The 23537-nt window shown below is 47.1% G+C and carries 26 protein-coding genes; 16 read left to right on the top strand and 10 right to left on the bottom strand.

All coding sequences use genetic code 11. The annotated features are described in order from the left end of the window. Nucleotides 1–31: 31 nt before the first annotated feature. Together A1D16_RS12630 and A1D16_RS12625 are read right to left on the bottom strand one after the other, a co-directional pair. A complete protein-coding gene (locus tag A1D16_RS12630; RefSeq protein WP_290709989.1) occupies nucleotides 32–796 on the bottom strand; it encodes a superoxide dismutase in 765 nt (254 codons plus the stop codon). Nucleotides 797–813: 17 nt separating this feature from the next. Next, nucleotides 814–2262 (bottom strand): LptF/LptG family permease, encoded by a 1449-nt coding sequence (locus A1D16_RS12625; protein ID WP_290709987.1) that lies wholly within the window; start codon nucleotides 2260–2262, stop codon nucleotides 814–816. A 35-nt stretch (nucleotides 2263–2297) separates the two neighbouring features. Between A1D16_RS12625 and A1D16_RS12620 the strand changes: the two genes are divergently transcribed. Then, nucleotides 2298–2894 carry a hypothetical protein gene (locus A1D16_RS12620; RefSeq protein WP_290709985.1) on the top strand — a complete coding sequence of 199 codons (597 nt, stop codon included), beginning with the start codon at nucleotides 2298–2300 and terminating at the stop codon, nucleotides 2892–2894. On the opposite strand, the gene A1D16_RS12615 is transcribed toward A1D16_RS12620, so the two are convergent. Next, a complete protein-coding gene (locus A1D16_RS12615; RefSeq protein WP_290709983.1) occupies nucleotides 2891–3271 on the bottom strand; it encodes an START-like domain-containing protein in 381 nt (126 codons plus the stop codon). The genes A1D16_RS12620 and A1D16_RS12615 overlap by 4 nt on opposite strands. Before the next feature lie 314 nt (nucleotides 3272–3585). On the opposite strand from A1D16_RS12615, the gene A1D16_RS12610 reads away from it, so the two are divergent. The 4 genes from A1D16_RS12610 (at nucleotide 3586) to rimM (ending at nucleotide 7023) form a co-directional block, all read left to right on the top strand. Then, nucleotides 3586–4455, top strand: a complete 870-nt coding sequence (locus A1D16_RS12610) for an RNA polymerase sigma factor RpoD/SigA (protein ID WP_290709981.1) — start codon at nucleotides 3586–3588, stop codon at nucleotides 4453–4455. Between the two features lie 81 nt (nucleotides 4456–4536). Then, nucleotides 4537–5865 (top strand): signal recognition particle protein, encoded by a 1329-nt coding sequence (ffh, locus tag A1D16_RS12605; protein WP_290709979.1) that lies wholly within the window; start codon nucleotides 4537–4539, stop codon nucleotides 5863–5865. A gap of 128 nt (nucleotides 5866–5993) precedes the next feature. Next, nucleotides 5994–6425: a 30S ribosomal protein S16 gene (gene rpsP, locus A1D16_RS12600; RefSeq protein WP_290709978.1), complete on the top strand. Its 432-nt coding sequence runs from the start codon at nucleotides 5994–5996 to the stop codon at nucleotides 6423–6425. Nucleotides 6426–6510: 85 nt separating this feature from the next. Continuing rightward, entirely contained in the window at nucleotides 6511–7023 is a 513-nt protein-coding gene (rimM, locus tag A1D16_RS12595) for a ribosome maturation factor RimM (RefSeq protein ID WP_290709977.1), read from the top strand. Here the strand turns inward: rimM and A1D16_RS12590 are convergent. Both A1D16_RS12590 and A1D16_RS12585 read right to left on the bottom strand, forming a co-directional pair. Then, entirely contained in the window at nucleotides 7020–7598 is a 579-nt protein-coding gene (locus A1D16_RS12590; protein ID WP_290709976.1) for a DinB family protein, read from the bottom strand. The genes rimM and A1D16_RS12590 overlap by 4 nt on opposite strands. A gap of 64 nt (nucleotides 7599–7662) precedes the next feature. Beyond that, nucleotides 7663–8247 carry a Crp/Fnr family transcriptional regulator gene (locus A1D16_RS12585; RefSeq protein ID WP_290709975.1) on the bottom strand — a complete coding sequence of 195 codons (585 nt, stop codon included), beginning with the start codon at nucleotides 8245–8247 and terminating at the stop codon, nucleotides 7663–7665. Nucleotides 8248–8321: 74 nt separating this feature from the next. Here A1D16_RS12585 and A1D16_RS12580 point away from each other — a divergent pair, with 74 nt between their 5' ends. The 8 genes from A1D16_RS12580 to A1D16_RS12545 all read left to right on the top strand — a co-directional run bounded on the left by A1D16_RS12580 (nucleotide 8322) and on the right by A1D16_RS12545 (nucleotide 16098). Next, on the top strand, nucleotides 8322–9152 hold the full coding sequence (locus A1D16_RS12580) for an endonuclease/exonuclease/phosphatase family protein (protein WP_290709973.1): 831 nt from the start codon (nucleotides 8322–8324) through the stop codon (nucleotides 9150–9152). Nucleotides 9153–9174: 22 nt separating this feature from the next. After that, a complete protein-coding gene (dinB, locus tag A1D16_RS12575; RefSeq protein ID WP_290709972.1) occupies nucleotides 9175–10329 on the top strand; it encodes a DNA polymerase IV in 1155 nt (384 codons plus the stop codon). Nucleotides 10330–10398: 69 nt separating this feature from the next. Continuing rightward, the gene (locus tag A1D16_RS12570; protein WP_290709971.1) at nucleotides 10399–11037 is read left to right on the top strand and encodes a peroxiredoxin; all 639 of its coding nucleotides are present in this window, start codon (nucleotides 10399–10401) and stop codon (nucleotides 11035–11037) included. Nucleotides 11038–11213: 176 nt separating this feature from the next. Then, nucleotides 11214–11672 (top strand): hypothetical protein, encoded by a 459-nt coding sequence (locus A1D16_RS12565; protein WP_290709970.1) that lies wholly within the window; start codon nucleotides 11214–11216, stop codon nucleotides 11670–11672. Nucleotides 11673–11714: 42 nt separating this feature from the next. Beyond that, the gene (locus A1D16_RS12560) at nucleotides 11715–12995 is read left to right on the top strand and encodes an amidohydrolase family protein (RefSeq protein WP_290709969.1); all 1281 of its coding nucleotides are present in this window, start codon (nucleotides 11715–11717) and stop codon (nucleotides 12993–12995) included. Between the two features lie 3 nt (nucleotides 12996–12998). After that, complete coding sequence (locus A1D16_RS12555; RefSeq protein WP_290709968.1) at nucleotides 12999–14051, top strand: endonuclease/exonuclease/phosphatase family protein; 1053 nt, start codon at nucleotides 12999–13001, stop codon at nucleotides 14049–14051. 69 nt (nucleotides 14052–14120) lie between these two features. Beyond that, complete coding sequence (locus A1D16_RS12550) at nucleotides 14121–14717, top strand: DUF1080 domain-containing protein (RefSeq protein WP_290709967.1); 597 nt, start codon at nucleotides 14121–14123, stop codon at nucleotides 14715–14717. 10 nt (nucleotides 14718–14727) lie between these two features. Beyond that, a complete protein-coding gene (locus A1D16_RS12545; RefSeq protein WP_290709966.1) occupies nucleotides 14728–16098 on the top strand; it encodes a Gfo/Idh/MocA family oxidoreductase in 1371 nt (456 codons plus the stop codon). Here the strand turns inward: A1D16_RS12545 and A1D16_RS12540 are convergent, their stop codons facing one another. The 4 genes from A1D16_RS12540 to rlmN all read right to left on the bottom strand — a co-directional run bounded on the left by A1D16_RS12540 (nucleotide 16099) and on the right by rlmN (nucleotide 19692). Then, nucleotides 16099–16818, bottom strand: a complete 720-nt coding sequence (locus A1D16_RS12540; RefSeq protein WP_290709965.1) for an RluA family pseudouridine synthase — start codon at nucleotides 16816–16818, stop codon at nucleotides 16099–16101. 1 nt (nucleotide 16819) lies between these two features. Beyond that, a complete protein-coding gene (locus A1D16_RS12535) occupies nucleotides 16820–17869 on the bottom strand; it encodes a pseudouridine synthase (protein ID WP_290709964.1) in 1050 nt (349 codons plus the stop codon). A gap of 89 nt (nucleotides 17870–17958) precedes the next feature. Further along, complete coding sequence (locus A1D16_RS12530; protein WP_290709963.1) at nucleotides 17959–18528, bottom strand: hypothetical protein; 570 nt, start codon at nucleotides 18526–18528, stop codon at nucleotides 17959–17961. A gap of 120 nt (nucleotides 18529–18648) precedes the next feature. Next, a complete protein-coding gene (rlmN, locus tag A1D16_RS12525) occupies nucleotides 18649–19692 on the bottom strand; it encodes a 23S rRNA (adenine(2503)-C(2))-methyltransferase RlmN (protein ID WP_290709962.1) in 1044 nt (347 codons plus the stop codon). Between the two features lie 106 nt (nucleotides 19693–19798). Between rlmN and A1D16_RS12520 the strand changes: the two genes are divergently transcribed. The 3 genes from A1D16_RS12520 (at nucleotide 19799) to A1D16_RS12510 (ending at nucleotide 22049) form a co-directional block, all read left to right on the top strand. Then, nucleotides 19799–20284 carry a hypothetical protein gene (locus A1D16_RS12520; RefSeq protein ID WP_290709961.1) on the top strand — a complete coding sequence of 162 codons (486 nt, stop codon included), beginning with the start codon at nucleotides 19799–19801 and terminating at the stop codon, nucleotides 20282–20284. A 22-nt stretch (nucleotides 20285–20306) separates the two neighbouring features. After that, nucleotides 20307–21494: an acetyl-CoA C-acyltransferase gene (locus A1D16_RS12515; protein ID WP_290709960.1), complete on the top strand. Its 1188-nt coding sequence runs from the start codon at nucleotides 20307–20309 to the stop codon at nucleotides 21492–21494. 87 nt (nucleotides 21495–21581) lie between these two features. Further along, nucleotides 21582–22049 (top strand): hypothetical protein, encoded by a 468-nt coding sequence (locus A1D16_RS12510; RefSeq protein WP_290709959.1) that lies wholly within the window; start codon nucleotides 21582–21584, stop codon nucleotides 22047–22049. Between the two features lie 28 nt (nucleotides 22050–22077). Here A1D16_RS12510 and hisS read toward each other — a convergent pair whose 3' ends face one another. Further along, entirely contained in the window at nucleotides 22078–23463 is a 1386-nt protein-coding gene (hisS, locus tag A1D16_RS12505) for a histidine--tRNA ligase (RefSeq protein ID WP_290709957.1), read from the bottom strand. Between the last annotated feature and the right edge of the window lie 74 nt (nucleotides 23464–23537).

Here is a 23537-nt window from a genome sequence, read left to right as displayed (position 1 = left end):
TTTTTAGATCATCCATAAACTGGCGTGCAACTTATTTCATGGCAGTTGTATAACGGGTGGATACAAAATCCCAGTTAACGAGGTTCCACCAGTTGTCTACATAATCGGCGCGTTTATTCTGGTATTTCAGGTAATACGCGTGCTCCCAAACATCAAGCCCCAGTAGAGGAATGCCTTGTGTACCGGCTACAGGCATAAGGGGATTGTCCTGGTTGGGAGTAGAGCTTACAATCAGTTGTTTGTCCTTCATAAGAATCAGCCATGCCCATCCGCTGCCAAATCTTGTTTTAGCAGCTTCTGCAAATACCGATTTAAAATTGGCGAAGGAATTGAATTTATTTTCAAGAGCTGTCAGTAACTCACCAGAAGGTTTATTATCTGGCCTCGTTGAACGCATGCTTTTCCAGAATAGTTCATGGTTATAATGGCCGCCCGCATTGTTGCGCATTTTTTCTGAATATTTTTTGATATTCAGCAGCACATCTTCAACTGGTTTACTGCGATCTACCCCTTCTGCAACGGCCGCATCATTCATGTTTTTAGTATACGCTGCCGCATGTTTGGTATGATGAATTTCCATGGTCAACGCATCAATAGATGGTTCTAATGCGCTGAAGGAATAGGGCAGGGGCGCCTGCTCAAAAGAGGTACGGAAAGGAGTACTGCCTGCTGCCTGGGAGGTTTTACAGGAGCTTAATAAACCGGACCCTATAAAAGTTCCGCCGATACCCAGTGCCAGGGAGGCTTTGGAAGTGGCAGATAAAAAATCTCGTCGGGAAGTGGAAGTCTTTTTCATACCAAAATTGTTTTTAGTTAGAGCGGCTGGACAGGGCCGCTTTTTTTTATGAACCGGTCGTAATAAGGACGAAGCCGGCGGAATGTCCTGTAATAAAATTCCTTATTGAAAAGTTGTGAATCGCGCATGGCCTTGTAAGTAAGAAAAACACCAATCGGTATCAGCACAAAAGTAGCCAGCCAAATTCCCCAAACAGGTTCCAATACTGCTTCTTTCACAAACTTCTTACCGAAATTGTTTAAAAGGAAAAAAACCACGAAAAAAACCACTGCAAAAACCAGCGGGGTTCCAATACCTCCTTTGCGAATAATTGAGCCCAATGGCGCTCCGATCAGGAAGAGCACAAAACAGGCAATGGACATCGAAAACTTTTCATGCCAGGCCATTTTATGAAAACGCAGGCTTTTCATACGGTTTTCATAATCTGATTTGCTGATCTCCAAAGAGCTTCGGGTAATGGATAATTGGGAAAGCACCCGGTCGTTCATAGAGGAATGCAGGCTGTCGGGGATAATTGCCCCGAGCGAGTCGGCTTTTACGGGGGAGGAAGACGGTGTGTAAGCCGTATCCATCTGCTTATAAAACTGAACATAGGGGCCAATTTCACCGGCTACTTTCTTTTTAAAGACCGAATGAATGGTGCCCAGGGAATCGATGGCCTTGGAAAGCTGCCGAACGCTTAACATCTGGTAATTGTCTTTGAACAGGCTGTCGTTGGTAGGATTAAACTGTAGTGCACTGAGGTCGAACACTTTTTTGAATTCTTTAAAGCCAAGGCGTATGTATTCGGTATTGGTATTGATCCGGCTGCCTCGTTCGGTATAACGCCACCCATCGATGAGTTTGAATTCCAGGAAACGCTTATCGTCTGAAACCCGCATTATACCTTTATTGGCAATGATAATATTATCCTGCAGGTTGTAGTCTTTTTCAAAAATGATAATTTCCCGGAGGGTGGAATCGTCTTTTTCTTTTTTGCCCACTTTAATAGAGTAGCCGGGTATATTGGTGTAAAAAGCCCCTTCCCGCAAATCAAAAGCCGGTTTTTTATTGATGATATCGTATTTGAGGCGGTTGAGTTTGAGGTTGGATACGGGCAGTAAATAATTGTTGAACATAAAGGCCACGCCGCTCAGCACCAGTGCTACCAGCATAATCGGGCGCATGAAACGAAGCAGGGGAATACCGGCTGATTTGATGGCAACCAGTTCAAAGGTTTCGCCCAGGTTACCAAATGTCATAATAGAGGAAAGCAGCACGGCCAGTGGCAAAGCCAGGGGCACTACGGTGGCTGCCACATAAAGAATGGCTTCCCCGATGGTTACCAGGTCAAGTCCTTTTCCAACAAAATCATCGATATAGAGCCAAAAAAACTGGAGCACCAACACAAAGAGGGTGATAAAAAAAGTGGCAATAAATGGCCCTACGAAAGCTTTAAGAATGAGTTTATCAAGTTTTTTTATCACGGTTCACCGAAGGATTTCTGACTACCTTTATTTCTATGGACCGGGTAAAATTACAGCTTTCCGAAGAGGAAAAGGTATTGGTAAGTGATCCTGCGGTTATTTTAACGAAGAATAGGATCCTGGAGAAAGTAGATCTGCTGCTTGGTAGCTTAAGTGAATTGCAGGTAAAACGGGCAAAGGAGCTGGGCCACCGGTTACCTGGGGCATTTTTTCAACAGGCACCCAAAATATCGCGGGGGCAGCAGTACCGGCAAATGCCCTGGCTGATGCTTGATTTTCCCCGCTGTTTTGAAAGCGCAGAAACCCTGGCAATACGACAGTTTTTTTGGTGGGGGCACTTGTTTTCTTCCAGTTTGCTGGCTACCGGTGCGCTGAAAGATCAGGTCTGTGCAGGCGCCTGGCGAACTATTCCCGGCATATATGCCTGCGTTCATGCATCACCGTGGGAGCATCATTTCGAGGCAGATAATTTTAGTCTGGCGGCCAGTTTAACCGATGCAGAGCTTCAGGCTATTTATCAAAAGGAATTCATTAAGCTGGCATTCATGCTCCCCATTACGGAGTGGGAACAGGCGCCTGCTTTTTATAGCCAGTCGTTTTCGGTGTGGATGCAGTTATTGGCGGTTAGTTAATTGCCCAACCGGTGAAAAAGGTCTTTAACCTGGTAACCCCAGAGTTGACTTTGGTCTTTAATTTCCTTTTTTTCAGCAAAATCATTAATGACCAGTATGGTTTGATTGGTTACTTCTGATTTCTCAATCCGGAATTCAAAGAATTCTTCTTTAGGGGCATGCAGCCAGTGAAAGCGGATAAAACTGTTCTCTTCACTTTCGAGTACCTCGGCTTTATCAATGGAACCATTCCAGGAAAAACTGAATACCTGATCCCTTTCGTCCACTTTATCGGCAAACCATTCCTGCAATCCGGCCGGGGTGCTCAAAAACTCATACAAAATTGAGGGTGAACACCTGACAGGATATTCTAGCGTATACATTTGTTTCTTACTCATCTCCAGTTCAAATCTGTCTTTAGGAATACAATCTCTGCAATGATAGAAAATTAAATGACACTGTAAAATAATCCTTCAAGTATTTTTTGTTAAAGGATATAAGGTTTAAACTTCAACAGAGCACCCGTATAAACACTGGGATTCAACAATTTAGGGCCGGAATTTTTGGAAAACGTATACCTGAAGACTAATTTGACACGTTCAAAAAGGCGACCACAAACAACGTTCATACAAGAAAAACCTTATTTGTTCGTTTCCTATTAGTGCTTAACTCTTAACCTCAAGAAAAGAAACCTAAAACCACACCTATGAGTATGCGGCAACTAAAAATTTCCAAATCCATTACCAACCGGGAATCTCAAAGCCTGGAGAAATACCTCCAGGAAATCGGGAAGGTTGAACTCATTGGTCCTGAAGAAGAAGTTCGGCTGGCCCGGCTTATTAAACAGGGCGATCAGCGGGCATTGGACCGGCTTACCCGGGCAAACCTGCGTTTTGTTGTTTCCGTTTCGAAACAGTACCAGAACCAGGGCTTATCGCTTCCCGACCTGATTAATGAAGGAAACCTGGGGCTGATCAAAGCTGCACAACGTTTTGATGAAACCCGTGGTTTTAAGTTTATTTCCTATGCGGTTTGGTGGATTCGTCAAAGCATTTTGCAGGCATTGGCAGAGCAAAGCCGGATTGTTCGGCTGCCCCTGAATAAGGTAGGCCTGACGAACCGGATTCAAAAAGCATTTTCGCAGCTGGAGCAGGAATTTGAGCGCGAGCCATCGGCGGAAGAAGTAGCTTCCCTGCTCGAAATGGATACGGAGGAAGTAGCTGCCAGTTTAAATATGTCTGCCCGCCATATCAGCATGGATACCCCGCTCTCCGATGGAGAGGACAATACGATGATGGACGTGATGGAAAATCCCAATGCGGAAAGAACCGATAAGGTGGTAGAACACGACGAAAGTCTTAAAATGGAGCTGGACCGCTCTATGCAGGTACTGACCGAACGGCAAAAAGAAGTGATTTGTTATTTCTTTGGAATAGGGGTAGACCATCCGATGAGCCTGGAAGATATTGGGGAAAAATTTAATCTTACCAGGGAACGGGTTCGCCAAATCAAGGACAAAGCCATTACCAAGCTAAAAACCAACTCAAGATCGCAACAGTTGCGCACATACCTGGGCGCTTAATCAATTGCATCCAATATATTTGCATTCCGATTTAAGGTGAACGATACGTTCACCTTAATTTTTGGGTGAAAATTGACCATTATGTTTGAATCATTAAGCGAACGGCTTGAATCGGCCTTTAAACAGATTAAGGGCGAAGGACGTATTACCGAACTTAACGTGGCGGCTACGGTAAAAGATATACGCCGGGCCCTGGTAGATGCCGATGTAAACTATAAAATTGCCAAGGAGTTTACGGATAAGATCAAGGAAAAAGCCCTGGGAGAAAAGGTGCTGACCGCCGTTAGTCCGGGGCAACTGATGGTGAAAATTGTGAAGGATGAGCTGGCCGAACTGATGGGCGGAACAGAGGTTGAACTGAATGCCAAGGGAAACCCCGCCGTTATCCTGATTGCCGGCCTGCAGGGGTCGGGTAAAACCACGTTCAGCGGAAAACTGGCCAATTACCTGAAATCCAAAAAATATGCTCCCCTGCTGGTAGCTGCAGATATTTACCGGCCAGCGGCTATTGATCAGCTGAAAGTGCTCGGCGGACAGGTAGGCGTAGACGTATATTCCGAACCGGAGAATAAGGACGCCGTATCCATTGCCCGGAATGCGGTGGCACAGGCAAGAAGCCTGAATAAAAATGTGGTGATCATTGATACGGCCGGCCGTTTGGCGGTAGATGAAGTGATGATGACCGAAGTGAGTAATGTAAAAGCCGCAGTGGCCCCCCAGGAAATCCTGTTTGTAGTCGATTCTATGACCGGCCAGGACGCGGTAAATACCGCTAAAGCCTTTAATGAGCGGCTGGATTTTACCGGCGTGGTATTAACCAAACTCGATGGCGATACCAGGGGTGGTGCGGCCTTATCCATCAAATACACGGTGAATAAGCCCATCAAATTCATTTCCTCCGGCGAAAAACTGGATACCCTGGATGTTTTTTACCCCGAACGGATGGCCCAGCGTATCCTGGGAATGGGCGATATTACCACCCTGGTGGAACGGGCCCAGGCACAGTTTGATGAAGCGGAAGCCAAAAAGCTGGAGAAAAAAATCCGGAAAAACCAGTTTGATTTTGAAGACTTTAAACAACAACTGGAGCAGATCAAGAAAATGGGAAATATCAAAGACCTGCTGGGCATGATCCCCGGGGTAGGGAAAGCCATCAAAGACATCGATATCAGCGATGACGCCTTTAAAGGGATCGAAGCCATGATTAACTCCATGACCCCGTTTGAACGCGCTAACCCGGATGTGATAGACGGAAGCCGCCGCAAACGCATAGCAACAGGAAGTGGAAAAGACCTGACCGAGGTAAATGCCTTTATGAAACAGTTTGAGCAGATGAAAGATATGATGAAAATGATGAATAAGATGCCCATGGGCCGAATGCCGGGTATGGGCGGATTTGGCAGACGTTAATCTTTTATATTTTCTTAATAATTATTAAGTTTGTTCATATTGATTGGATTGTTAATTTTGCAGTCCGTTATTTTTTGAAACCCTATTTGTTCACCGCATTTAAATGTCTATTTACGATGCCAGTTAAAATGAGATTGCAGCGTCACGGCTCCAAGAAAAGACCCTTCTACTTCATAGTAGTAGCGGACGCCCGTGCACCAAGAGATGGTAAATTCATCCAGAAAATCGGTACTTACAACCCCCTGACTGTTCCTGCTACGATTCAGTTAGACCGCCAGCGTGCGCTGGATTGGCTGCACAAAGGTGCAGAACCTACTGATACGGTTCGCCGGATCCTGTCATTCAAAGGCGTGTTGTACCTGAAACACCTGCTGCGTGGAGTTAAACTGGGCTTGTTCGACGATGTTACTGCTATGCAGAAATTTGAAGTATGGCACAAAGAGCACGAAGCTCAGTTGAAGAAGCGCAGTGATGAAAACCGCCGGCAGCGCCAGGTACGTCGTTTCCCCAACCAGGGAGCTCGTCGTCCACAGCCTCGTCAGGAAGGTGGTGCTGAATAATTGAATAGTTCCAGCTCCAACATAATGAATCCCGGTGGCTTCGCGCTTCCGGGATTTTTTTTAACCCTTCACCGTTCAGTTTCTCATGAAATATAATAGCATCGGCAAAATAGCGGCCGCACATGGCATTTCCGGCGAATTGATCATAAAGCATGCACTTGGTGCCAAAACCTCTTTAAAAGGCCTGGAAACGATCTTTATTGAAGAAAGAAGAGGTGAACTACTGCCCTATTTTATAGTAGGGGCTAAAGCCCGGAATGACCAGGAGATTTACCTGCAGCTGGAAGGCGTCCATACAAGAGAAGCTGCCCAGAAACTGGTTAGCCGGGAATGCTGGCTGCCGGAAGAAGAATTTCACCGGTATGCTGCCCCGGATGCCTCCATTTCCTTCCTGGGCTTTCATATCTGGAATGAAGGAGAAGACCTGGGCGAAATCCTGGAAATCATTGAACAGCCACACCAGGTACTTTGCCGCATTGATTATTTCGGGAAAGAAGCCCTGTTACCGATTCACCAGGATACCCTGCTGGAAGTAAACCCCGCAAAAAAGGTCATCCGCGTGCAATTGCCCGATGGCCTGCTCGATATTTACCGCTAATTGGCAAGCACGGCAGGAAGCCGTCCCAGCAATTGCTCGATCTGCACCCAATGGCGCTGGTTATGAGCAGTAATGAACATAAGCACATCGCCCAGTTTTAAGCGTATAAAAGAGGCAATGCTTATAGGGATGCGGATAGCCCCCACGTTGTGCTGACGGGCTTTGTCGATCAAAAGAATAAACCGGCGCTGCGCTTGTAAAAAATCATTTAATACGGCCGATGCATCCAGCGCTGCCGTGGGTGAATGCCCTTTCATGGCTTTCATCTTATTGACTACCTTACCGTCTTTCGGCAACATGCTTTTGGTAAAATATCCCCCCAGCCAGCCCGGCTTAAAATACATGACCGCCTGTGTAGTGGATGCCTCCATTGCTTTTTCCAGTACGGGGATATAATAGCGATAATAGGTATTGAGATGCTCCAGCACCTGAAGGGTATTCCATCTACCCGGCCCGTCGGTGGTTTCCAATAACTCAAGCGGGGTATGCTGTTGCATGGCTTCCACTTCCTTTAACAGAAACAAGGCTTCTTCCTTTAATGTTTGCAGTAAATCACCTGCCAGCAATGCTTTCATGTCAATTAATTTTAAACAAAACTAACCGGGTGCAGTTTGCTGAATCTTTGCCTGGACCAAGATTTTAGCTAAGCCGTATACTTCCCAGTAATTTACTGAAGGTGGTGGCATCAATACCCAGGTAAGAAGCCAGGTATTTATGGGGTACCAACTGTAAAATATGCGGACTTCTTTTCAACAGCGTACGGAATTTTTCCTCGGCCGTATAAACCATCAGCTCAATTTGCCGTTCCAGGATACCACCGGTTGTAAAAGCCAATGCTTTATACATCAACTCTGCAATGCAGGCATGGCTTTTCCGGCAGGCTTCTACCTGGCGGAAAGATGACCGCAGAAACTGGCTGCTGGTGAGGGTTTCGAGGTAGTAGCGGGAAGGTTGTTGCAATAAAAAAGAATCAATTATTCCGGAAAAAGATCCCGCATAGGTAAACACGATGGTGGCTTCTTTTTGTTCATGCAAATGGAAACCCCGTTGAACACCATCTACTACCCAGTATAAAAAGCGCTCCACTTCTCCCGCGGTGGTGACCAGCTCCTTGCGTTTGTAAGAAATGGGGGTCCATATCTCCTGGAATTGCTCCCATGCCGCCGCCTCCATAGGATGGATCAGCGAAAGTTGTTCATACATTTTCTGCAAGGCGGGTTGCATGTTTTTTATTTACCTGCAAGATAATTCTCCGTTTAGTTAGATTGCGGTATCATTGTTCACTTATTCCTACCGGTATGAACCTGCTGTTTCGTTTATTCCTTGGCTCCTGCCTGCTGGCAGGGTGCAGATCGGCTGAAAAAACTGCTGGCGCATCGGCCTCGCGGCTGGTAGTGTTATCCTATAATATTCACCACGCCAATCCGCCTTCGCGGCCGGCTGGTTTTATTGACCTGGATACCATTGCTGCAACCATACGGGCTTCCGGTGCTGACCTGGTGGCCATCCAGGAACTGGATAGCGTAACTACCAGGAGTAACGGTGTTTACCAGTTGGCGGTATTGGCGGAAAAACTGGGCATGTACTACCGGTTTGAACGAACCATTCCTTTTGGTGGGGGCGCTTATGGAATCGGCATCCTGTCGCGGTTCCCGATACAGGATGCCAGGGCCTATGCATTGCCTAACCTGGATGCCCTGCCTGCCGAACCCCGTAAAGCGCTGCTGGTACAACTGAACTGGCAGGGAACTCCCCTTTATTTCGGATGTACGCATTTCGATTTCACGAACCAGGAGCTGAAACTGGCCCAGGCAAAAGCACTCTTAACCCATCTTGCAGCGGTTCAGCAATACCCTGTACTGGTAGCAGGTGATTTTAATGCAGAACCGGAGGAAGCAAGCATCCGGTTACTCAGTTCCACTTTCGGCTCGGCTGGTAAAGCAACGGATTATACCATTCCGGAGCTTCATCCCGATAAAAAAATCGATTATATTTTTTATACGCCGGGCTGGTTTCAGCCTGAGAGCTCAGAGGTATTAACCAAGGACTCCTACGGATCTGATCACCTGCCCCTGCGGGCGGTTTTTAAACGCCTGCCTACGAAGGCCGGGCAGGCACCCGACCGGTGACAGGATTCTGTACCTTCACGGTATGAATTCACCGCCGCGCAGAATTGCTCATTTCGACCTCGATGCATTTTTTGTATCGGTTGAATGTTTGCTGAACCCGGAACTGCGGGGTAAGCCACTGGTGGTAGGGGGTAAGGGCGATCGCTCGGTGGTGGCCGCCTGTAGTTATGAAGCCAGGAAGTTTGGCATTCATTCCGCCATGCCCATGCGAAAGGCCGAAGAATTATGCCCCCAGCTAACCATTGTACAAGGCACCAGAACTGCTTATAGCCATTATTCCAGGATAATAACCGATCTGATTGCCGGCGCAGCCCCGGTGTTCGAAAAAGCATCCATCGATGAATTTTATATTGACCTAACCGGGATGGATCGGTATTTTAACCCGCTGCAATGGACAATTGAACTCCGGCAAAAAATTATGGACAGTACCGGCCTGCCCATTTCCTTTGGCCTTGCTCCCAATAAAATGCTGGCAAAAATGGCTACCAATGAAGCCAAACCCAACGGCTGGATGCAGCTGGAACCCAGCCAGGTACAGGATTTTCTCGATCCCCTGAGGGTGGATAAAATTCCCGGGGTAGGTGATCATACATTTCGCAACCTGCTGCAGCTGGGTATAGAAACCATTTACGAACTCAGGCAGGCCAAATTACCCCTTTTACAACAGCAACTCGGCAAACACGGGGTGGATCTCTGGCAAAAAGCACAGGGTATTCATACCAGTGTGGTAGCGCCCTGGCAGGAAGCAAAATCCATTTCTACGGAAAACACCTACGAGCAGGATATCAAAGACCCGGCAATACTTTTGCAGGAACTGGTACGTATGACCGAAAAGCTCGGCTTTGAATTGCGGCAGGAAAATAAAATGGCCGGATGTATTGCTGTAAAAATCCGCTACCCTGATTTTGAAACCAGTTCGCGCCAACGATCTCTGCCTTATACTTTTTACGACGATGAACTGATTCTGCAGGCCAGGCAATTATTTCAGGAACTCTACCGCAAGGGCCAGCCTGTGCGCTTACTCGGCGTTCGGGTAACAGAGCTTACCGATGAAGCCCGGCAAACCAATCTTTTCCAGGATATGAACAGGAAAGCGGAACTCTATAAAGCAATCGATTCTGTGAAAACAAAATTTGGGAAATCAGCAATTTTTAAAGCAGGCAGCACAAAAAAATAGGCTAAACTCCTATTAGTTTACTAGGAATTCATTATTTTAGCACCGCATTGAACAACTAAATTCAACAATATGAGTCTACGTTTAGGTGATACGGCACCCAATTTTAAAGCCGTAACTACAGAAGGAGAAATAGATTTTCATGAATACCTGGGCAATAGCTGGGGGGTACTGTTTTCGCACCCTGCCGATTATACACCGGTTTGCACCACTGAGCTGGGTAAAACTGCCTTGTTAAAACAGGAGTTTGAAAAACGCGGCGTAAAAGTGTTGGCAGTTAGTGTGGATCCGCTCGATAAACACCTGGGTTGGAGAAATGATATCAACGAAACCCAGCATTGTACAGTTGATTTTCCCATTATTGCAGATGAAAGCAAGGAAGTTGCTAACCTGTATGGCATGATTCATCCCAATGCTTCTGAAACCTTTACCGTGCGTTCTCTTTTTATCATCGGGCCCGATAAAAAAGTAAAACTCATGATAACCTACCCGGCTTCTACCGGTCGTAATTTCTACGAGGTATTACGAGTAATAGATTCTCTGCAGCTTACTGCTAACTACAGCGTAGCTACCCCCGCCGATTGGAAATCGGGGGAAGATGTAATTGTAGTACCCGCAGTTAGTACGGAAGATGCGATCAAAAAATTTCCGAAAGGCGTAAAAGTGGTGAAACCGTATTTGCGGTACACTCCGCAGCCGAATAAAGACTGATAAAGCCAAAAGTTGTGGAACCCGGTACTGCCAGTACCGGGTTTTTTATTGTGTAAGGAATTCCCCGACCGGAGGCTTTTCTTCATTAAACAAACTGCCCATCGGTATTTCTACGGGTGTTTCGGCGTGTAAGAAAACTGGTATCATATTGGGCATATATCCGGTAAACGAAACCTATGCAATTGAAATGGAAATGGATGAATCTTGTATGCCTGCTTGGTATAGTACTTTTATTCAGCAGCTGTAAAAAGGACGATGCTGGTCCGGCTTTGCAAAATGAAACCTATCCGTTGGTAAATCTTTCATCGGGTAGTTCCCAGGCAGCCGGCACTTTCCGGATACTGGAACAGTCAAATGGAAATGCGGCGGTTGAAATTAACCTGGACCAGGCTTTCCGCATAAACGGAGCCCGGCTAAATGCAGTGATTGTTACTACCGAGGAAACCAGTGGAAGTGAATTGGTATATGCCAATCTGGGACAAATAGACGGAGGATCAGCCAGGGTATTAATCAACCCGGTTATGCAGCTTAGCAATAACCGCGCAATTTCCTACGATGATTTGACCAGCAGAACCGGCTATACCCTGAAATTGCTGAACGGGGCCAATGTACAGGCATCGGGGCAAATTCAGTAATCTTAAAAAAAGGATAGTATATTCATGTACTATCCTTTTTTTATGCGACAACTCTTCCTTGTACTAATCAGCCTGCTGGTAGGGTGCTGCAGTTTTGCACAACGCACCTTTTTGCATTGCGGTAAGCTTATTGATGTTAAAGCAGGAAAGCTGCTCAGTTCCATGACCATAGTAATAGAAAAAAATAAGATCCTGGAAATACGTACCGGTTACCTGCAACCGAATTCTTCCGACCGGCTTATTGACCTTAAAACTAAAACCGTTTTACCGGGCCTGATAGACATGCATGTTCACCTGGAATCGGAAACAAAAAAAGGAGGGGCTGCGGATCGGTTTGTACAGAACCCGCCGGATATAGCTTTCCAGTCGATCGTATATGCAAAAACCACCCTTCATGCGGGGTTTACAACCGTACGCGACCTGGGAGGCTCGGGGGTTAATATTGCTCTTCGTAACGCCATTGCCAGGGGGCAGGTAGAGGGGCCGAGGGTGTTTACCGCCGGCAAATCAATAGCTACCACCGGTGGCCATGCGGACCCAACCAACGGTATGCGAAAAGACCTGGTAACAGACCCGGGTCCAACAGAAGGGGTTATCAATGGGGTTTCTGAGGCTTACCAGGCTGTTCGCCAGCGGTATAAAGAAGGGGCAGACCTGATCAAAATTACTGCTACCGGCGGTGTACTGAGCCAGGCAAAAGATGGAGCCAATGCGCAATTTACCATCGAGGAAATACAGGCTATTGTTGCAGCTGCAAAAGATTATGGTTTTCGCGTGGCGGCACATGCACACGGCACGGAAGGCATTAAGCGGGCTATAAGGGGAGGAGTGCATTCTATTGAACACGGCACTTTTATGGATGAGGAAGCCATTCAACTTATGAAGGAATACGGAACCTGGTATGTGCCCACTATAACCGCCGGTAAATCGGTGGCCGACAGTGCAAAAATTCCTGGTTATTATACCGATATCGTTACGCCCAAAGCCCTGGCCACAGGTCCGATTATTCAATCTACTTTCGGCAAAGCCTATAAAGCTGGTGTTAAAATCGCATTCGGAACCGATGCGGGTGTATTTGCCCATGGAAAAAACTGGATGGAATTTGTTTACATGACAGAAGCCGGCATGCCGGCCCTGGAAGCCATTCGGGCAGCCACCCTTAACGCCGCTGAGTTATTGGGAATGCAGGAGCAGTTGGGCAGTATTGAACCGGGGAAACTGGCCGATATAATTGCAGTGGACGGAGACCCGTTGCAGGATATCAGGGCAATGGGAAAAGTTAGTTTTGTATTAAAAGATGGAAAAATAATCCGGGCTAATTAAACAATGACTGCGCTACTTATATTTTCCTGGCTGATGCTCATAACTGTGCTTCTTCCATTTGTTAAACACGATTACTGGATCTTTCGAATCTGTGAATACCCCCGTTATCAGAAATTAATTATCCTGTGCGTATTGGCTGTTGCCTGGCTGTTGCTGGGTGATTATGGCCAGCTGCTGCAACATATCACGTTTATTTTTTTATTGCTTTCCATCGGCTACCTCCTGTACCTGATCTGGCCTTACCTTCCTTTTGCCAAAAAGGAAGTACTAAAGGTACTTTCGGCAGACACCGCCAATCAATTGGGTATTTATACCTGTAATGTGCTGCAGGATAACCGGGCTTTTCATAAAGTAGTAGAACAGATCAAACAATACAAACCTGACCTGTTTTTCCTGCTCGAAACGGATAAGGATTGGGAAGCGGCCATGGATAGTGAATTTGCTAACAGTTATCCCTACACGCTGAAGGAACCTTTGTCCAATACTTACGGGCTGCTTCTGTACAGCCGCCTTCCTTTGCGTGAGGGCGCGGTGCAGTACCTGGTAGAGAAAGATGTGCCTTCTGTGGAACTGGTGCTGACACTGCCCTCGGGACAGCCGGTAAAAATATGGGGGCTGCATCCAAAGCCACCTGTTCCCGGAGAAGATGACCGTTCTACTGCGAAAGATAAAGAGCTTATGAAAGTAGCTTTAATGGCAGAAAAAGAAACCATTCCGGTAATAGTAATGGGCGATCTGAATGATGTAGCCTGGAGTTATGTCACGGACCTTTTCCGCAAAACCAGTGGTTTACTGGATCCACGACGGGGAAGGGGATTTTACAGTACCTTTTCTGCCAATTACTGGTTCCTGCGTTTTCCGCTTGATTATATTTTCAGTTCTGCTGATTTTGGCTTACGGTTTATGAAACGTTTGCCGCATATGGGCTCTGATCATTTCCCGATGTTTGTTCAGTTTCAATTTCAACCTGCATTGGAGAATATCCAGGAAACACCGGAAGCAAGCGCGGAAGAAAAACAGGAAGCCCGCGAAAAAGCAGAAAGCGCAATCGATTGATTAGCCCTTTTTATCGGCAATTTTTGCGCTGCAGGATTTATTTGCTCCGGCATTTCTTAATTTGGGAGCATGAAATACACAGTAATGCTCCTGCTTGCCATCACTGTTTGCAGTACGATGGTAGCACAAAAATCAAAGTCGCTTTTCAATGGAAAAAACCTGAAAGGCTGGACTATTCATGGAACTGAAAAATGGTATGTTGAAAATGGTGAACTGATTTGCGAAAGTGGCCCCGATAAACAGTACGGCTATCTTTCCACCAAAAAAGCATACAAAAATTTTGAACTCAACCTGCAATTCAAGCTGGAAGCCAATGGAAACAGCGGGGTATTTATCCGTTCTGGTATTGAGGGCACCAAGATCAGTGGCTGGCAGGTAGAAGTAGCTCCGCTGAATAACCATACCGGTGGTATTTATGAATCCTATGGCAGGGGCTGGCTCATTCAACCCAAACCTGAAGACGAAGCCAAACTGAATGCAACGGATTGGAACAGCATGCGCATACTGGTGCAGGGAGATAAAGTAACTACTTTTTTAAACGGTCACCAGATGGTGGAAATCACCGATGCCAAAATTGGAGCCGGTGAAGGATTTATTGCCTTACAGATCCACGACGGTGGTGGTATCAAAGTGCGTTGGAAAAATATTCGAATCACTGAATTATAATTTAGTAAGCATGAATAAGAAAGAACAAGCATCGCGCAGGGGATTCCTGCGTAATATGGCTGCAGCCACCGCTGCCCTGGCAGTAGGAAATGTGGCAGTGGCAGCGGAGGATAAAAATGTTTGGGTTCAATCCATCCGTTCCAGGTCGGGTTATGCCGCTAACGAGCAGCTTAATATAGCCCTTATTGGTGCCGGTGGTATGGGCGTGCAGGATACTATTACCGCCTTACAGGTACCAGGAATTAAACTGGTAGCGGTTTGTGATCTATACGACGGCCGCTTAAAAGAAGCGAAAGAACGCTGGGGAAATGCCATTGCCACTACCCGTAGTTATAAAGAGATACTTGCCCGCAAAGATGTGGACGCTGTAATTATTGCAACGCCTGATCACTGGCATCAGCAAATTTCGATAGACAGCCTGAAAGCCGGCAAACACGTGTATTGTGAAAAACCAATGGTTCATTCCATCGGCGAAGGACCTGCCGTTATCAAAGCGCAGCAGGAATCGGGAAAAATTTTTCAGGTTGGTAGCCAGGGAGTATCCTCTCTCGGTAATGAAAAAGCAAAGGAATTACTGAAAGATGGGGCTATTGGTGAACTGAACTATGCAGAAGGTTTCTGGGCAAGACATTCGCCTATTGGAGCCTGGCAATACCCGATTCCGGAAGATGCCTCGCCCGCCACACTCGACTGGGAAGCCTTTATCAGCAATACCACCAAACGGCCATTTGACAAAACACGTTTTTTCCGCTGGAGAAACTATACCGATTATGGAACCGGTATGTCGGGCGATTTGTTTGTACACCTGTTTTCGAGCCTGCATTTTATAACTGATTCATGGGGGCCTAATAAAGTATATTCTTCCGGTGGTTTACGCTATTGGAAAGATGGCCGTGAAGTGCCGGATGTTTTACTGGGAACCTTTGATTATGCCGTTCAGAAAGCACATCCCGCCTTTAACCTCTCTCTTCGCTGCAATTTTGTTGACGGCACCAGTGGTACCACCTTTTTAAAGCTTGTGGGCAGTGAAGGGTCGATGGATATTACCTGGGATGATGTTACCCTGAAACGCAACAAAGAAGTGAGCTCTGACGATCCGTTCTTTATTGCGCAAATGAAAAAAGCCGGGAAAGAACCTGGTGGACGTAAACGCATCCTGCCCCCGCAGGAATTTACCTTCCGCGCTGAACAGGGGTACAAAGGTGGCCCCTACGACCATTTTGTAAATTTCTTTGAAGCCATTCGGAAGGGAGGCAAAGTTGCCGAAGATGCCGTATTTGGGTATCGTGCAGCTGCTCCGGCTTTATTATGTAATGATAGTTATCGCCAGGATAAAGCCATCCTCTGGAATCCGGAGAAAATGGAACTGGTGAAAAAATAATCAACGCTGCTTCTCCAATTGCTGAAGGCTTGCCCGCAGGTCCTTCGGCAATGGAGCATGCAGTTCAATTCTTTCCCCGCTTGAATCGGAAAAACTGAGTGAACTGGCATGCAGGCCCAATCGGTTCAGCAGAGGACGTTCTTCCAACACATCTTTTCCCAACTTGAATTTTTTCTTAATGCCGGAAAGCAGAAAAGGCTTGCCATCTCCGTAGTAGGGGTCGCTTACAATCGGATGCCCTAGGTGTTGCATATGCACCCTGATCTGGTGCGTTCTTCCGGTAAGAATGGTGAATTCCATCCAGGAATACAACGAAAAACTTTCCAGGGTTTTAAACAATGTGATAGAGGGTTTGCCTTTACGAACCACCATCATTTGCCCGGGTTTGGCTGGGTGAGGGCCGATCGGAACATCAATCGTACCCGCTTCTTCATACACTTTTCCCACTACCAGCCCATTGTATTTTTTGAGCGTAGTACGTTCTTCAAATTGCCGGGACAGGAATTGATGACTGCTTTCATTTTTTGCAAAAAGAATTACACCGCTGGTTTCTTTATCGAGGCGGTGAACCGTATAAATTGACCCGTATTCCTTTATCAGCAGATCTTTCAGGGAGGGCATGGATTGTTCTCTGTCTGGAATGGAAAGCAACCCCGCTTCTTTATTGATTGCAACCCAGTCAGAATTTTCCTGGAGAATGGCCGTACGAATGGATTTCATCTTAGTTACCTGAGTTTTTAGACGGGCGAGCAGCCTTGCGTGCAGTTGTTGCCCGGGTGGGTTTGGCCGGCTGGCTGGACGTTGATGCCGGAGACTCCACCATTTTTTTGGTGTCTTTATTAAAATGTTTCAATAAGCGGATCTCTTTCTCCGTGAGTAAACGCCATTTTCCGCGGTTTACATTTTTTTTCGTTAAGCCTGCATAGGTAACCCTGTCCAGCCCTTTTACATCGTAGCGCAGGTGTTCAAAAATACGCCGTACGATACGGTTACGACCGCTGTGTATTTCAATACCTATCACAGATTTATCACGGGGATCTGCATAACCGATGGCATCGGGCTGTATAAAGCCGTCTTCCAGGGTAATTCCATTGGCAATTGCTTCAAAATCGGCTTTGGATACCGGCCGGTCCAGTTTTACTTCATAGATTTTCTTAACCTGGTTTTTAGGGTGAGACAGGGTTTGAGCCAGGTCTCCGTCATTGGTCAGTAATAATACACCACTGGTATTACGATCCAATCGCCCAACCGGGTACACCCTTTCGCTGGTGGCGGTTTTGATCAGGTCGAGTACTGTTTTTCTACCCTGTGGATCTTCTGTAGTGGTGATATAATCCTTTGGTTTATTCAGCAGTATGTAAATGAGGTTTTTGGTAACGGTAATGCGTTTGCCCTTTACTTTGATTTCATCCTTTTCACTGACTTTAAAACCTGGTTCATTAACAGGCTGGCCATTTACGGTTACCACGCCCGATTTTACCAGTTCAGCGGCATCTCTTCGGGCGCAAACGCCGGCATGGGCAATGAATTTATTAAGGGGCATAGGGCCGGAGGAACTGGCTGCTGTAGTAGCTGCCGGGCGCCCCGCTTGTGTGCCGGCGGAACCCGTGCTTCTTTTTTCCAGGTTGATTTTGCGTTTCTCTTCGAAGGATTGTTCGATGGCTTGCGCTCTTTCTCTTTTTTCCACCCTTCTTTCCTGGCGGTATGCTTCCTTGATAGTACCCGCTTTTTTCTTGTTCGCGAATTTCTCGAATCCGGTTGTTTTTTTCATGTGCTTGTATTTACTGTTTTTCAACAGGAAGGGCAAAAATACAAAAGACAGCCGGGATGGCTGTCTTTTTGTCGTTTTCAGGGGTTGATTTATCGGGCCGGACCGTCCATATGTGTTTTTAAGCGCTTATTTAGCTGCTCCTGTTGTTCGGGAGTCAGGATTTTGCGCATGTTTTCGCGATTGGCTTCCTGCAGGGCCTTCAGTTTTGTCTTTTTCTCTGCCTCGGATAAAGCGGTATTGGCTTTAATCAGCGAAGCTTCTTCCCGTTGTTGTTTTCGCAGGGTTTGCATACGCAGTTTTTGCTCTTCTGTGAGGTTGGATACCAGGGGGCTTTTTGCATGTCTGCCCTGTTTCATCCGCTGTTTTCTGCTCTGCTGAAATTGCTCGAGCCGGGCTTTTTGCTCGGGGGTATAAACAGCCAGGCGTTTCTGGCGGTATTCCTCGTCTAATTCCTTGAGTTTGATTTTTTGTGCTTCGGTTAATTGAAGTACGGAGTCCATCCGGTTCATGCCGGCATGTGCGGAGGTCCTTGCAGGACGACGAAGTTTTTGTTCCCGGACACCTGTTGGTTTATCGGCACCTTTCAGTTGGGTACTGTCCTGTGCCTGCAGACCCAGTACACCCAACCCCATGATACTAAGTAGTAATAATTTTTTCATTCCTGTTCGTTTAAAGAATAGACGCCAACAGGAACGGTGGGTTTAATGGCAGGGGCCGGGCCAATGGAGTTCTAACATCTGTTTAACAGATTCCGGGCTGCTGCTGCTTGGCAGGGGCGGTTATTTATTAGCCAGCTGTCCGCAGGCAGCATCAATATCTTTCCCCCTGCTTCTTCTAAGCCGGACATTTACCCGGTGTTTTTCGAGGTATTGCATGAACTGCATGGTTTTATCTTCATCGGGCTTTTCAAAAACAGCCAGGTCAATCGGGTTGTATTCAATGATATTGATCAGGTCGGCAGGCACACGGCGATAAAGTTTTACAAGTTCAGCGGCATCTTCCAGTCCGTCGTTGAAATCTTTGAACAGAATATATTCAAAGGTGATTTCATTGCCGGTTTTCTGGTAGAAATAGTTGAGGGCTTCTACGAGAGATTGAATATCGTTTGAGTCGTTGATCGGCATGATTTCATGACGTTTTGCATCGGTGGCGGCATGCAGGGAGAGGGCGAGTTTAAAGCGAACCTGGTCATCACCCAGTTGTCTGATCATTTTGGCAACACCCGCTGTTGAAACGGTGATTCTGCGGGGGCTCATGCCAAGGCCTTCGGGGGAGGAGATTTTTTCTATGGCTTTGAGTACGTTTTTATAATTGAGCAGGGGTTCTCCCATACCCATAAAAACAATATTGGTAAGTTTTTTCCCGTAAACAGCTTCGCTTTGTTTATTGATCAGTACCACTTCGTCAAATATTTCGTCAAACTCAAGGTTGCGTTTGCGATCCATATAACCGGTGGCGCAGAATTTACAGCTGAGCGAGCAGCCGATTTGGGAGGATACGCAGGCGGTTTTGCGGTCATCCGTCGGAATCAGTACGCCTTCAACCAGGTGGCCGTCTACTGTGCGGAACCGGCTTTTTACGGTGCCGTCTGCACTGTGCTGGCTAAGGTCTTCGGTAAGGGCAGGTAGGCTAAAGGAGTCCGACAGTTTATTGCGTAATTCTTTGCTGAGGTTGGTCATATCATCGAAACGAAGGGCCTGTTTGGTCCAGATCCATTCGTATACCTGTTTGGCCCGGAAGGCTTTTTCTCCCAGTTCTTTAAAATACTGCTCCAATTCCTCTTTTGATAACTGCCTGATATTTGGCTTTGCCAGCTTTAACATGGCGCAAAGATACTACAAACCCAGCACCCTGGGCGGATAGCGGCCGGGCAGGGTAGGGGCTTGGGGGCTTGGAGGATTAAATGGTTCGGAATAGCTTTGGTCGGTAATGAGTTTTGAGGAGGATGGAATTTTTTCCAGTTTTTTGCTATCCTATATGCAACGCAGTTTATCCATAAGTACACAATCCGCTATCTGCCGCGCGCAGGAGATAGATGCCTTATTGAAAAGGCAGTTCGCCTATTTGATTTTTTATCCGGAGATGGCAGATACGGAAATTTTTCAGGCCCGGCAATTTTGCGCTCACCTGACTGCTGTAAAAGGGTATGCCGCTGCCGCGGCAGTAGGCGATGTGTTGCCAGAGGAGATTGAGAACTGCTATTCTTCCATTCCGGATTTTGAGGAAAGTGAATTTGAATTCGGTATAGCCGGCATTCCTTCTTTCCTCTTTTACCTGGTATTGCCGACAGTGCTAATCACCTGGCTGTACCGGTATATTAAACTAAACACGGTTCGGAATAAACTGGGGGCTGCTATTTCAAAGATGCATACGGCGGTTTTTTATCTCCGGGCATATGGGAACGGAGGGAATTGATCGGACCGTGTATCTTTATTCCATGAACAAAGTATATGTTATTGACGCGGTCCGCACGCCGATTGGAAAATACGGTGGTGCCTTAAGTACTGTGCGTCCCGACGATCTGCTGGCCCATACTATCCGTGCATTATTGGAAAGAAATCCATCGGTAGACCCGGCTTTGATTGAGGAAGTAATTGCTGGTGCGGCCAACCAGGCCGGGGAAGATAATCGAAATGTAGCCAGGATGGCAGCCTTACTGGCCGGATTACCGGTTTCGGTGGCTGGTTCTACGGTGAACCGATTGTGTGCTTCCGGGCTGCAGGCTATTATGGATGGTGCCCGCGCCCTTCAGGCCGGTGACGGGGAATTGCTGATTGCCTGCGGCGTGGAAAGTATGACCCGCGCCCCTTTCGTAATGGCCAAGCAGGGGATGCCCTGGTCCAGGCAGGCAGAATTATACGATACTACCATCGGTTGGCGATTCACCAATCCTGCTTTATCTGCTTTATATACGCCTTATACTATGGGCGAAACGGCCGAAAATGTGGCAATGCAATGGAATATTTCGCGCGAGGAGCAAGACCGCTTTGCTCTTGAAAGCCAGGCTAAATACCAGGCTGCATTGGACGCAGGACGATTTAAGGAGGAAATTATTCCGGTAGTGGTGCCGGGTAAAAAAGAACTGCTTTTTGACCAGGATGAACATCCCCGGTTGAGTTCACTGGAAAAGCTGGCTACACTTAGCCCGGCATTTAAGAAAGACGGTACGGTTACAGCTGCAAATTCAAGCGGAATAAATGATGGTGCAGCGGCCGTATTGCTGGCAACGGAAGCAGCGGTGCAACGGCTGCGCCTGAAACCCATGGCCGCTATCCGTTCCATGGCGGTGGCAGGGGTGGATCCTGCCATCATGGGTATTGGACCGGTGCCGGCTACCCGGAAAGCATTGCAACGGGCAGGTATAACCGAAAAACAGCTAGACCTGGTTGAACTGAATGAGGCTTTTGCTTCGCAATCTCTTGCCTGTATTCGGGAATTAGGACTGGATCCTTCCCGGGTAAATGTGAATGGGGGCGCTATTGCCTTGGGGCATCCACTGGGATGTAGTGGCGTTCGGATTACCACTACCTTATTGCATGAGATGAGGAGAAGGCAGGTAAGTACCGGTTTGGCAACTATGTGTGTAGGCGTTGGCCAGGGTGCTGCTATAATTTTTGAGGCATAAATTATCAAGTAAAACGCATTCATCCTTATTTCACTTTCTGCTGCAGTAGTTGCCTGTTAATTTTCCGGTACATCAACACAAAGTACCATGATTCAGAAAATTCAACTGCGCAATCTGCTGCTGCTTGCAGTAGTGGTTGCCACCAGCTCCTGTAGTGTAATGCGGGATACGGATAAGCTGGAGTATGCCTATGCGGAAGGCGTCAATTACCGCAAATTAGTGATCGCAATACCGAATGGTTTTCAATCCGAATCGCATCACCGCGATGAAAACGGGGTGCTTACGCGGATCTTCCATTATAGAGACGGGTCCGAATTTTTCATTGCCTGTAAGGATAAAGAACTGAATCCCATAATAGCTGTGGAGCGTACGGCAACCAGTGTTAATGAGTTGAAAAAATCCGTGGGAGAAGAGGGGAGTGGTAAGCATTCCGATGGTACTAACTGGAGGCGTACGGTGCGAGATTGTTTTATTATCGGGTATGATTTTGTAGAACCGGCGCGTGCGAAAATATTTGATGAGGCAATTCATTCTAGTAAGGTGCGCCGGGGTTAAGGCGTCAGACAGGTGTTAGAACAACGTTCTAACACCTGTCTGACGCCTCAAGAACCGTAGCCAGCTTCCACTGTTCCCCGGTCAACAGGTTTTTGACCGTGAGATGGCCGGCTGCCAATTCCTCACTGCCGAGGAAAATTGCAAACGGAATTTTTTTCTGATCGGCATATTTAAATTGCTTGGGAAGCTTTACCGCCTCCGGGTATAGTTCACACCGCCTGCCCAACTGCCGTAATTCCTGCATCAACCTAAAAGCCCGGCGACTCTCCGCCTCTCCCTGGTTGAAAAAAAGAAACTCCGTTCCTACCGCAACCGTTTCCGGAAACAAGCCCAGCTCTTCCATCACATCATATATCCGATCTACCCCAAAACTGATACCCACCCCGGGAATACCAGGCACCCCAAACAAACCCGTCAGATCGTCGTAGCGGCCACCACCTCCAATACTCCCCATCTTAACCCCCAGCGCACGGATCTCAAAAATGATCCCCGTATAATAATTTAATCCCCTGGCTAGCGTAAAATCGCATACCAGCTCAACCTTACCAGGCTCCTTCACCAGGCCCTGTGTTTCGGCATACATGTCCAGTACAAAACGCAGTTCCTCCAATCCCATACGGGCAGTTTCCAGGTGGCCTAAAAGCCGCTCCACTGCCCCCAGTTTTTCTTCATTGCTGCCCGCAATCTGCAAATAGGTTTCAATACCCGCCACCTGCTCCTGGCTCAACCCTCTTTGCTCTAGTTCAGCTTTCACCTGCTCCATGCCGATTTTATCCAGCTTATCGATCGCAATCGTGATATCCATCATCTTATCCGCTCCACCACAATGCTCCGCCAGCGCGGCTAAAATTTTCCGGTTATTCAATCGGATCTCCACCGGGATCCCTAAACGCTGAAAGACTTCTGCATAAATGGAGGTTAGTTCCACTTCGTTCAGCAAGGTTTTACTGCCCACTACATCCGCATCACATTGATAAAATTCCCGGTACCGCCCCTTCTGCGGACGATCTGCCCTCCATACCGGCTGCACCTGGTACCGCCGGAAAGGAAGGGTTAACTGCCCGTGATTCATGGCTACATAACGCGCAAACGGGATGGTGAGGTCATAGCGAAGTGCCCGCTCAGTAAGGTTTTTATCATTTTTCCCCAACATTACCTGTTCAAATGCAGCCCTTGCTTTTTCGCTGTTTTTCGGATCACTCAGCCCATTGTTCAGGATCTTGAAAATCAGTTTATCACCTTCATCACCGTATTTCCCCATCAGGGTATCCAGGTTTTCCATGGCCGGGGTTTCCAGCGGCTGGAAACCATATAGTTCAAAAACAGCTTTTATTGTAGTTAAAATATAGGTTCGCTTACGTACGGTATCCGGACCAAAATCCCGGGTGCCCGAAGGAATAGAGGGTTTCGACATTATTGTGCTATTGTGTTTTTTTCAATCAGTTTATCACAGGCCGCTGCGATCAGGGCAAATACTTCGTGGTAGCC

This window comes from Flavihumibacter sp. CACIAM 22H1, assembly GCF_001601815.1.
In the GTDB taxonomy this organism is placed as follows: domain Bacteria; phylum Bacteroidota; class Bacteroidia; order Chitinophagales; family Chitinophagaceae; genus Flavihumibacter.
The sequence above is the reverse complement of the archived record's forward strand: the minus strand, read 5'-3'. Positions and strand labels throughout refer to the sequence as shown.

Coding starts and splice junctions, on each gene's coding strand:
- A1D16_RS12630 (WP_290709989.1), bottom strand. CDS start 796: ATGAAAAAGACTTCCACTTCCCGACGAGATTTTTTATCTGCCACTTCC.
- A1D16_RS12620 (WP_290709985.1), top strand. CDS start 2,298: ATGGACCGGGTAAAATTACAGCTTTCCGAAGAGGAAAAGGTATTGGTA.
- A1D16_RS12615 (WP_290709983.1), bottom strand. CDS start 3,271: ATGAGTAAGAAACAAATGTATACGCTAGAATATCCTGTCAGGTGTTCA.
- A1D16_RS12610 (WP_290709981.1), top strand. CDS start 3,586: ATGCGGCAACTAAAAATTTCCAAATCCATTACCAACCGGGAATCTCAA.
- ffh (WP_290709979.1), top strand. CDS start 4,537: ATGTTTGAATCATTAAGCGAACGGCTTGAATCGGCCTTTAAACAGATT.
- rpsP (WP_290709978.1), top strand. CDS start 5,994: ATGAGATTGCAGCGTCACGGCTCCAAGAAAAGACCCTTCTACTTCATA.
- rimM (WP_290709977.1), top strand. CDS start 6,511: ATGAAATATAATAGCATCGGCAAAATAGCGGCCGCACATGGCATTTCC.
- A1D16_RS12590 (WP_290709976.1), bottom strand. CDS start 7,598: ATGAAAGCATTGCTGGCAGGTGATTTACTGCAAACATTAAAGGAAGAA.
- A1D16_RS12585 (WP_290709975.1), bottom strand. CDS start 8,247: ATGCAACCCGCCTTGCAGAAAATGTATGAACAACTTTCGCTGATCCAT.
- A1D16_RS12580 (WP_290709973.1), top strand. CDS start 8,322: ATGAACCTGCTGTTTCGTTTATTCCTTGGCTCCTGCCTGCTGGCAGGG.
- dinB (WP_290709972.1), top strand. CDS start 9,175: ATGAATTCACCGCCGCGCAGAATTGCTCATTTCGACCTCGATGCATTT.
- A1D16_RS12570 (WP_290709971.1), top strand. CDS start 10,399: ATGAGTCTACGTTTAGGTGATACGGCACCCAATTTTAAAGCCGTAACT.
- A1D16_RS12565 (WP_290709970.1), top strand. CDS start 11,214: ATGCAATTGAAATGGAAATGGATGAATCTTGTATGCCTGCTTGGTATA.
- A1D16_RS12560 (WP_290709969.1), top strand. CDS start 11,715: ATGCGACAACTCTTCCTTGTACTAATCAGCCTGCTGGTAGGGTGCTGC.
- A1D16_RS12555 (WP_290709968.1), top strand. CDS start 12,999: ATGACTGCGCTACTTATATTTTCCTGGCTGATGCTCATAACTGTGCTT.
- A1D16_RS12550 (WP_290709967.1), top strand. CDS start 14,121: ATGAAATACACAGTAATGCTCCTGCTTGCCATCACTGTTTGCAGTACG.
- A1D16_RS12545 (WP_290709966.1), top strand. CDS start 14,728: ATGAATAAGAAAGAACAAGCATCGCGCAGGGGATTCCTGCGTAATATG.
- A1D16_RS12540 (WP_290709965.1), bottom strand. CDS start 16,818: ATGAAATCCATTCGTACGGCCATTCTCCAGGAAAATTCTGACTGGGTT.
- A1D16_RS12535 (WP_290709964.1), bottom strand. CDS start 17,869: ATGAAAAAAACAACCGGATTCGAGAAATTCGCGAACAAGAAAAAAGCG.
- A1D16_RS12530 (WP_290709963.1), bottom strand. CDS start 18,528: ATGAAAAAATTATTACTACTTAGTATCATGGGGTTGGGTGTACTGGGT.
- rlmN (WP_290709962.1), bottom strand. CDS start 19,692: ATGTTAAAGCTGGCAAAGCCAAATATCAGGCAGTTATCAAAAGAGGAA.
- A1D16_RS12520 (WP_290709961.1), top strand. CDS start 19,799: ATGAGTTTTGAGGAGGATGGAATTTTTTCCAGTTTTTTGCTATCCTAT.
- A1D16_RS12515 (WP_290709960.1), top strand. CDS start 20,307: ATGAACAAAGTATATGTTATTGACGCGGTCCGCACGCCGATTGGAAAA.
- A1D16_RS12510 (WP_290709959.1), top strand. CDS start 21,582: ATGATTCAGAAAATTCAACTGCGCAATCTGCTGCTGCTTGCAGTAGTG.
- hisS (WP_290709957.1), bottom strand. CDS start 23,463: ATGTCGAAACCCTCTATTCCTTCGGGCACCCGGGATTTTGGTCCGGAT.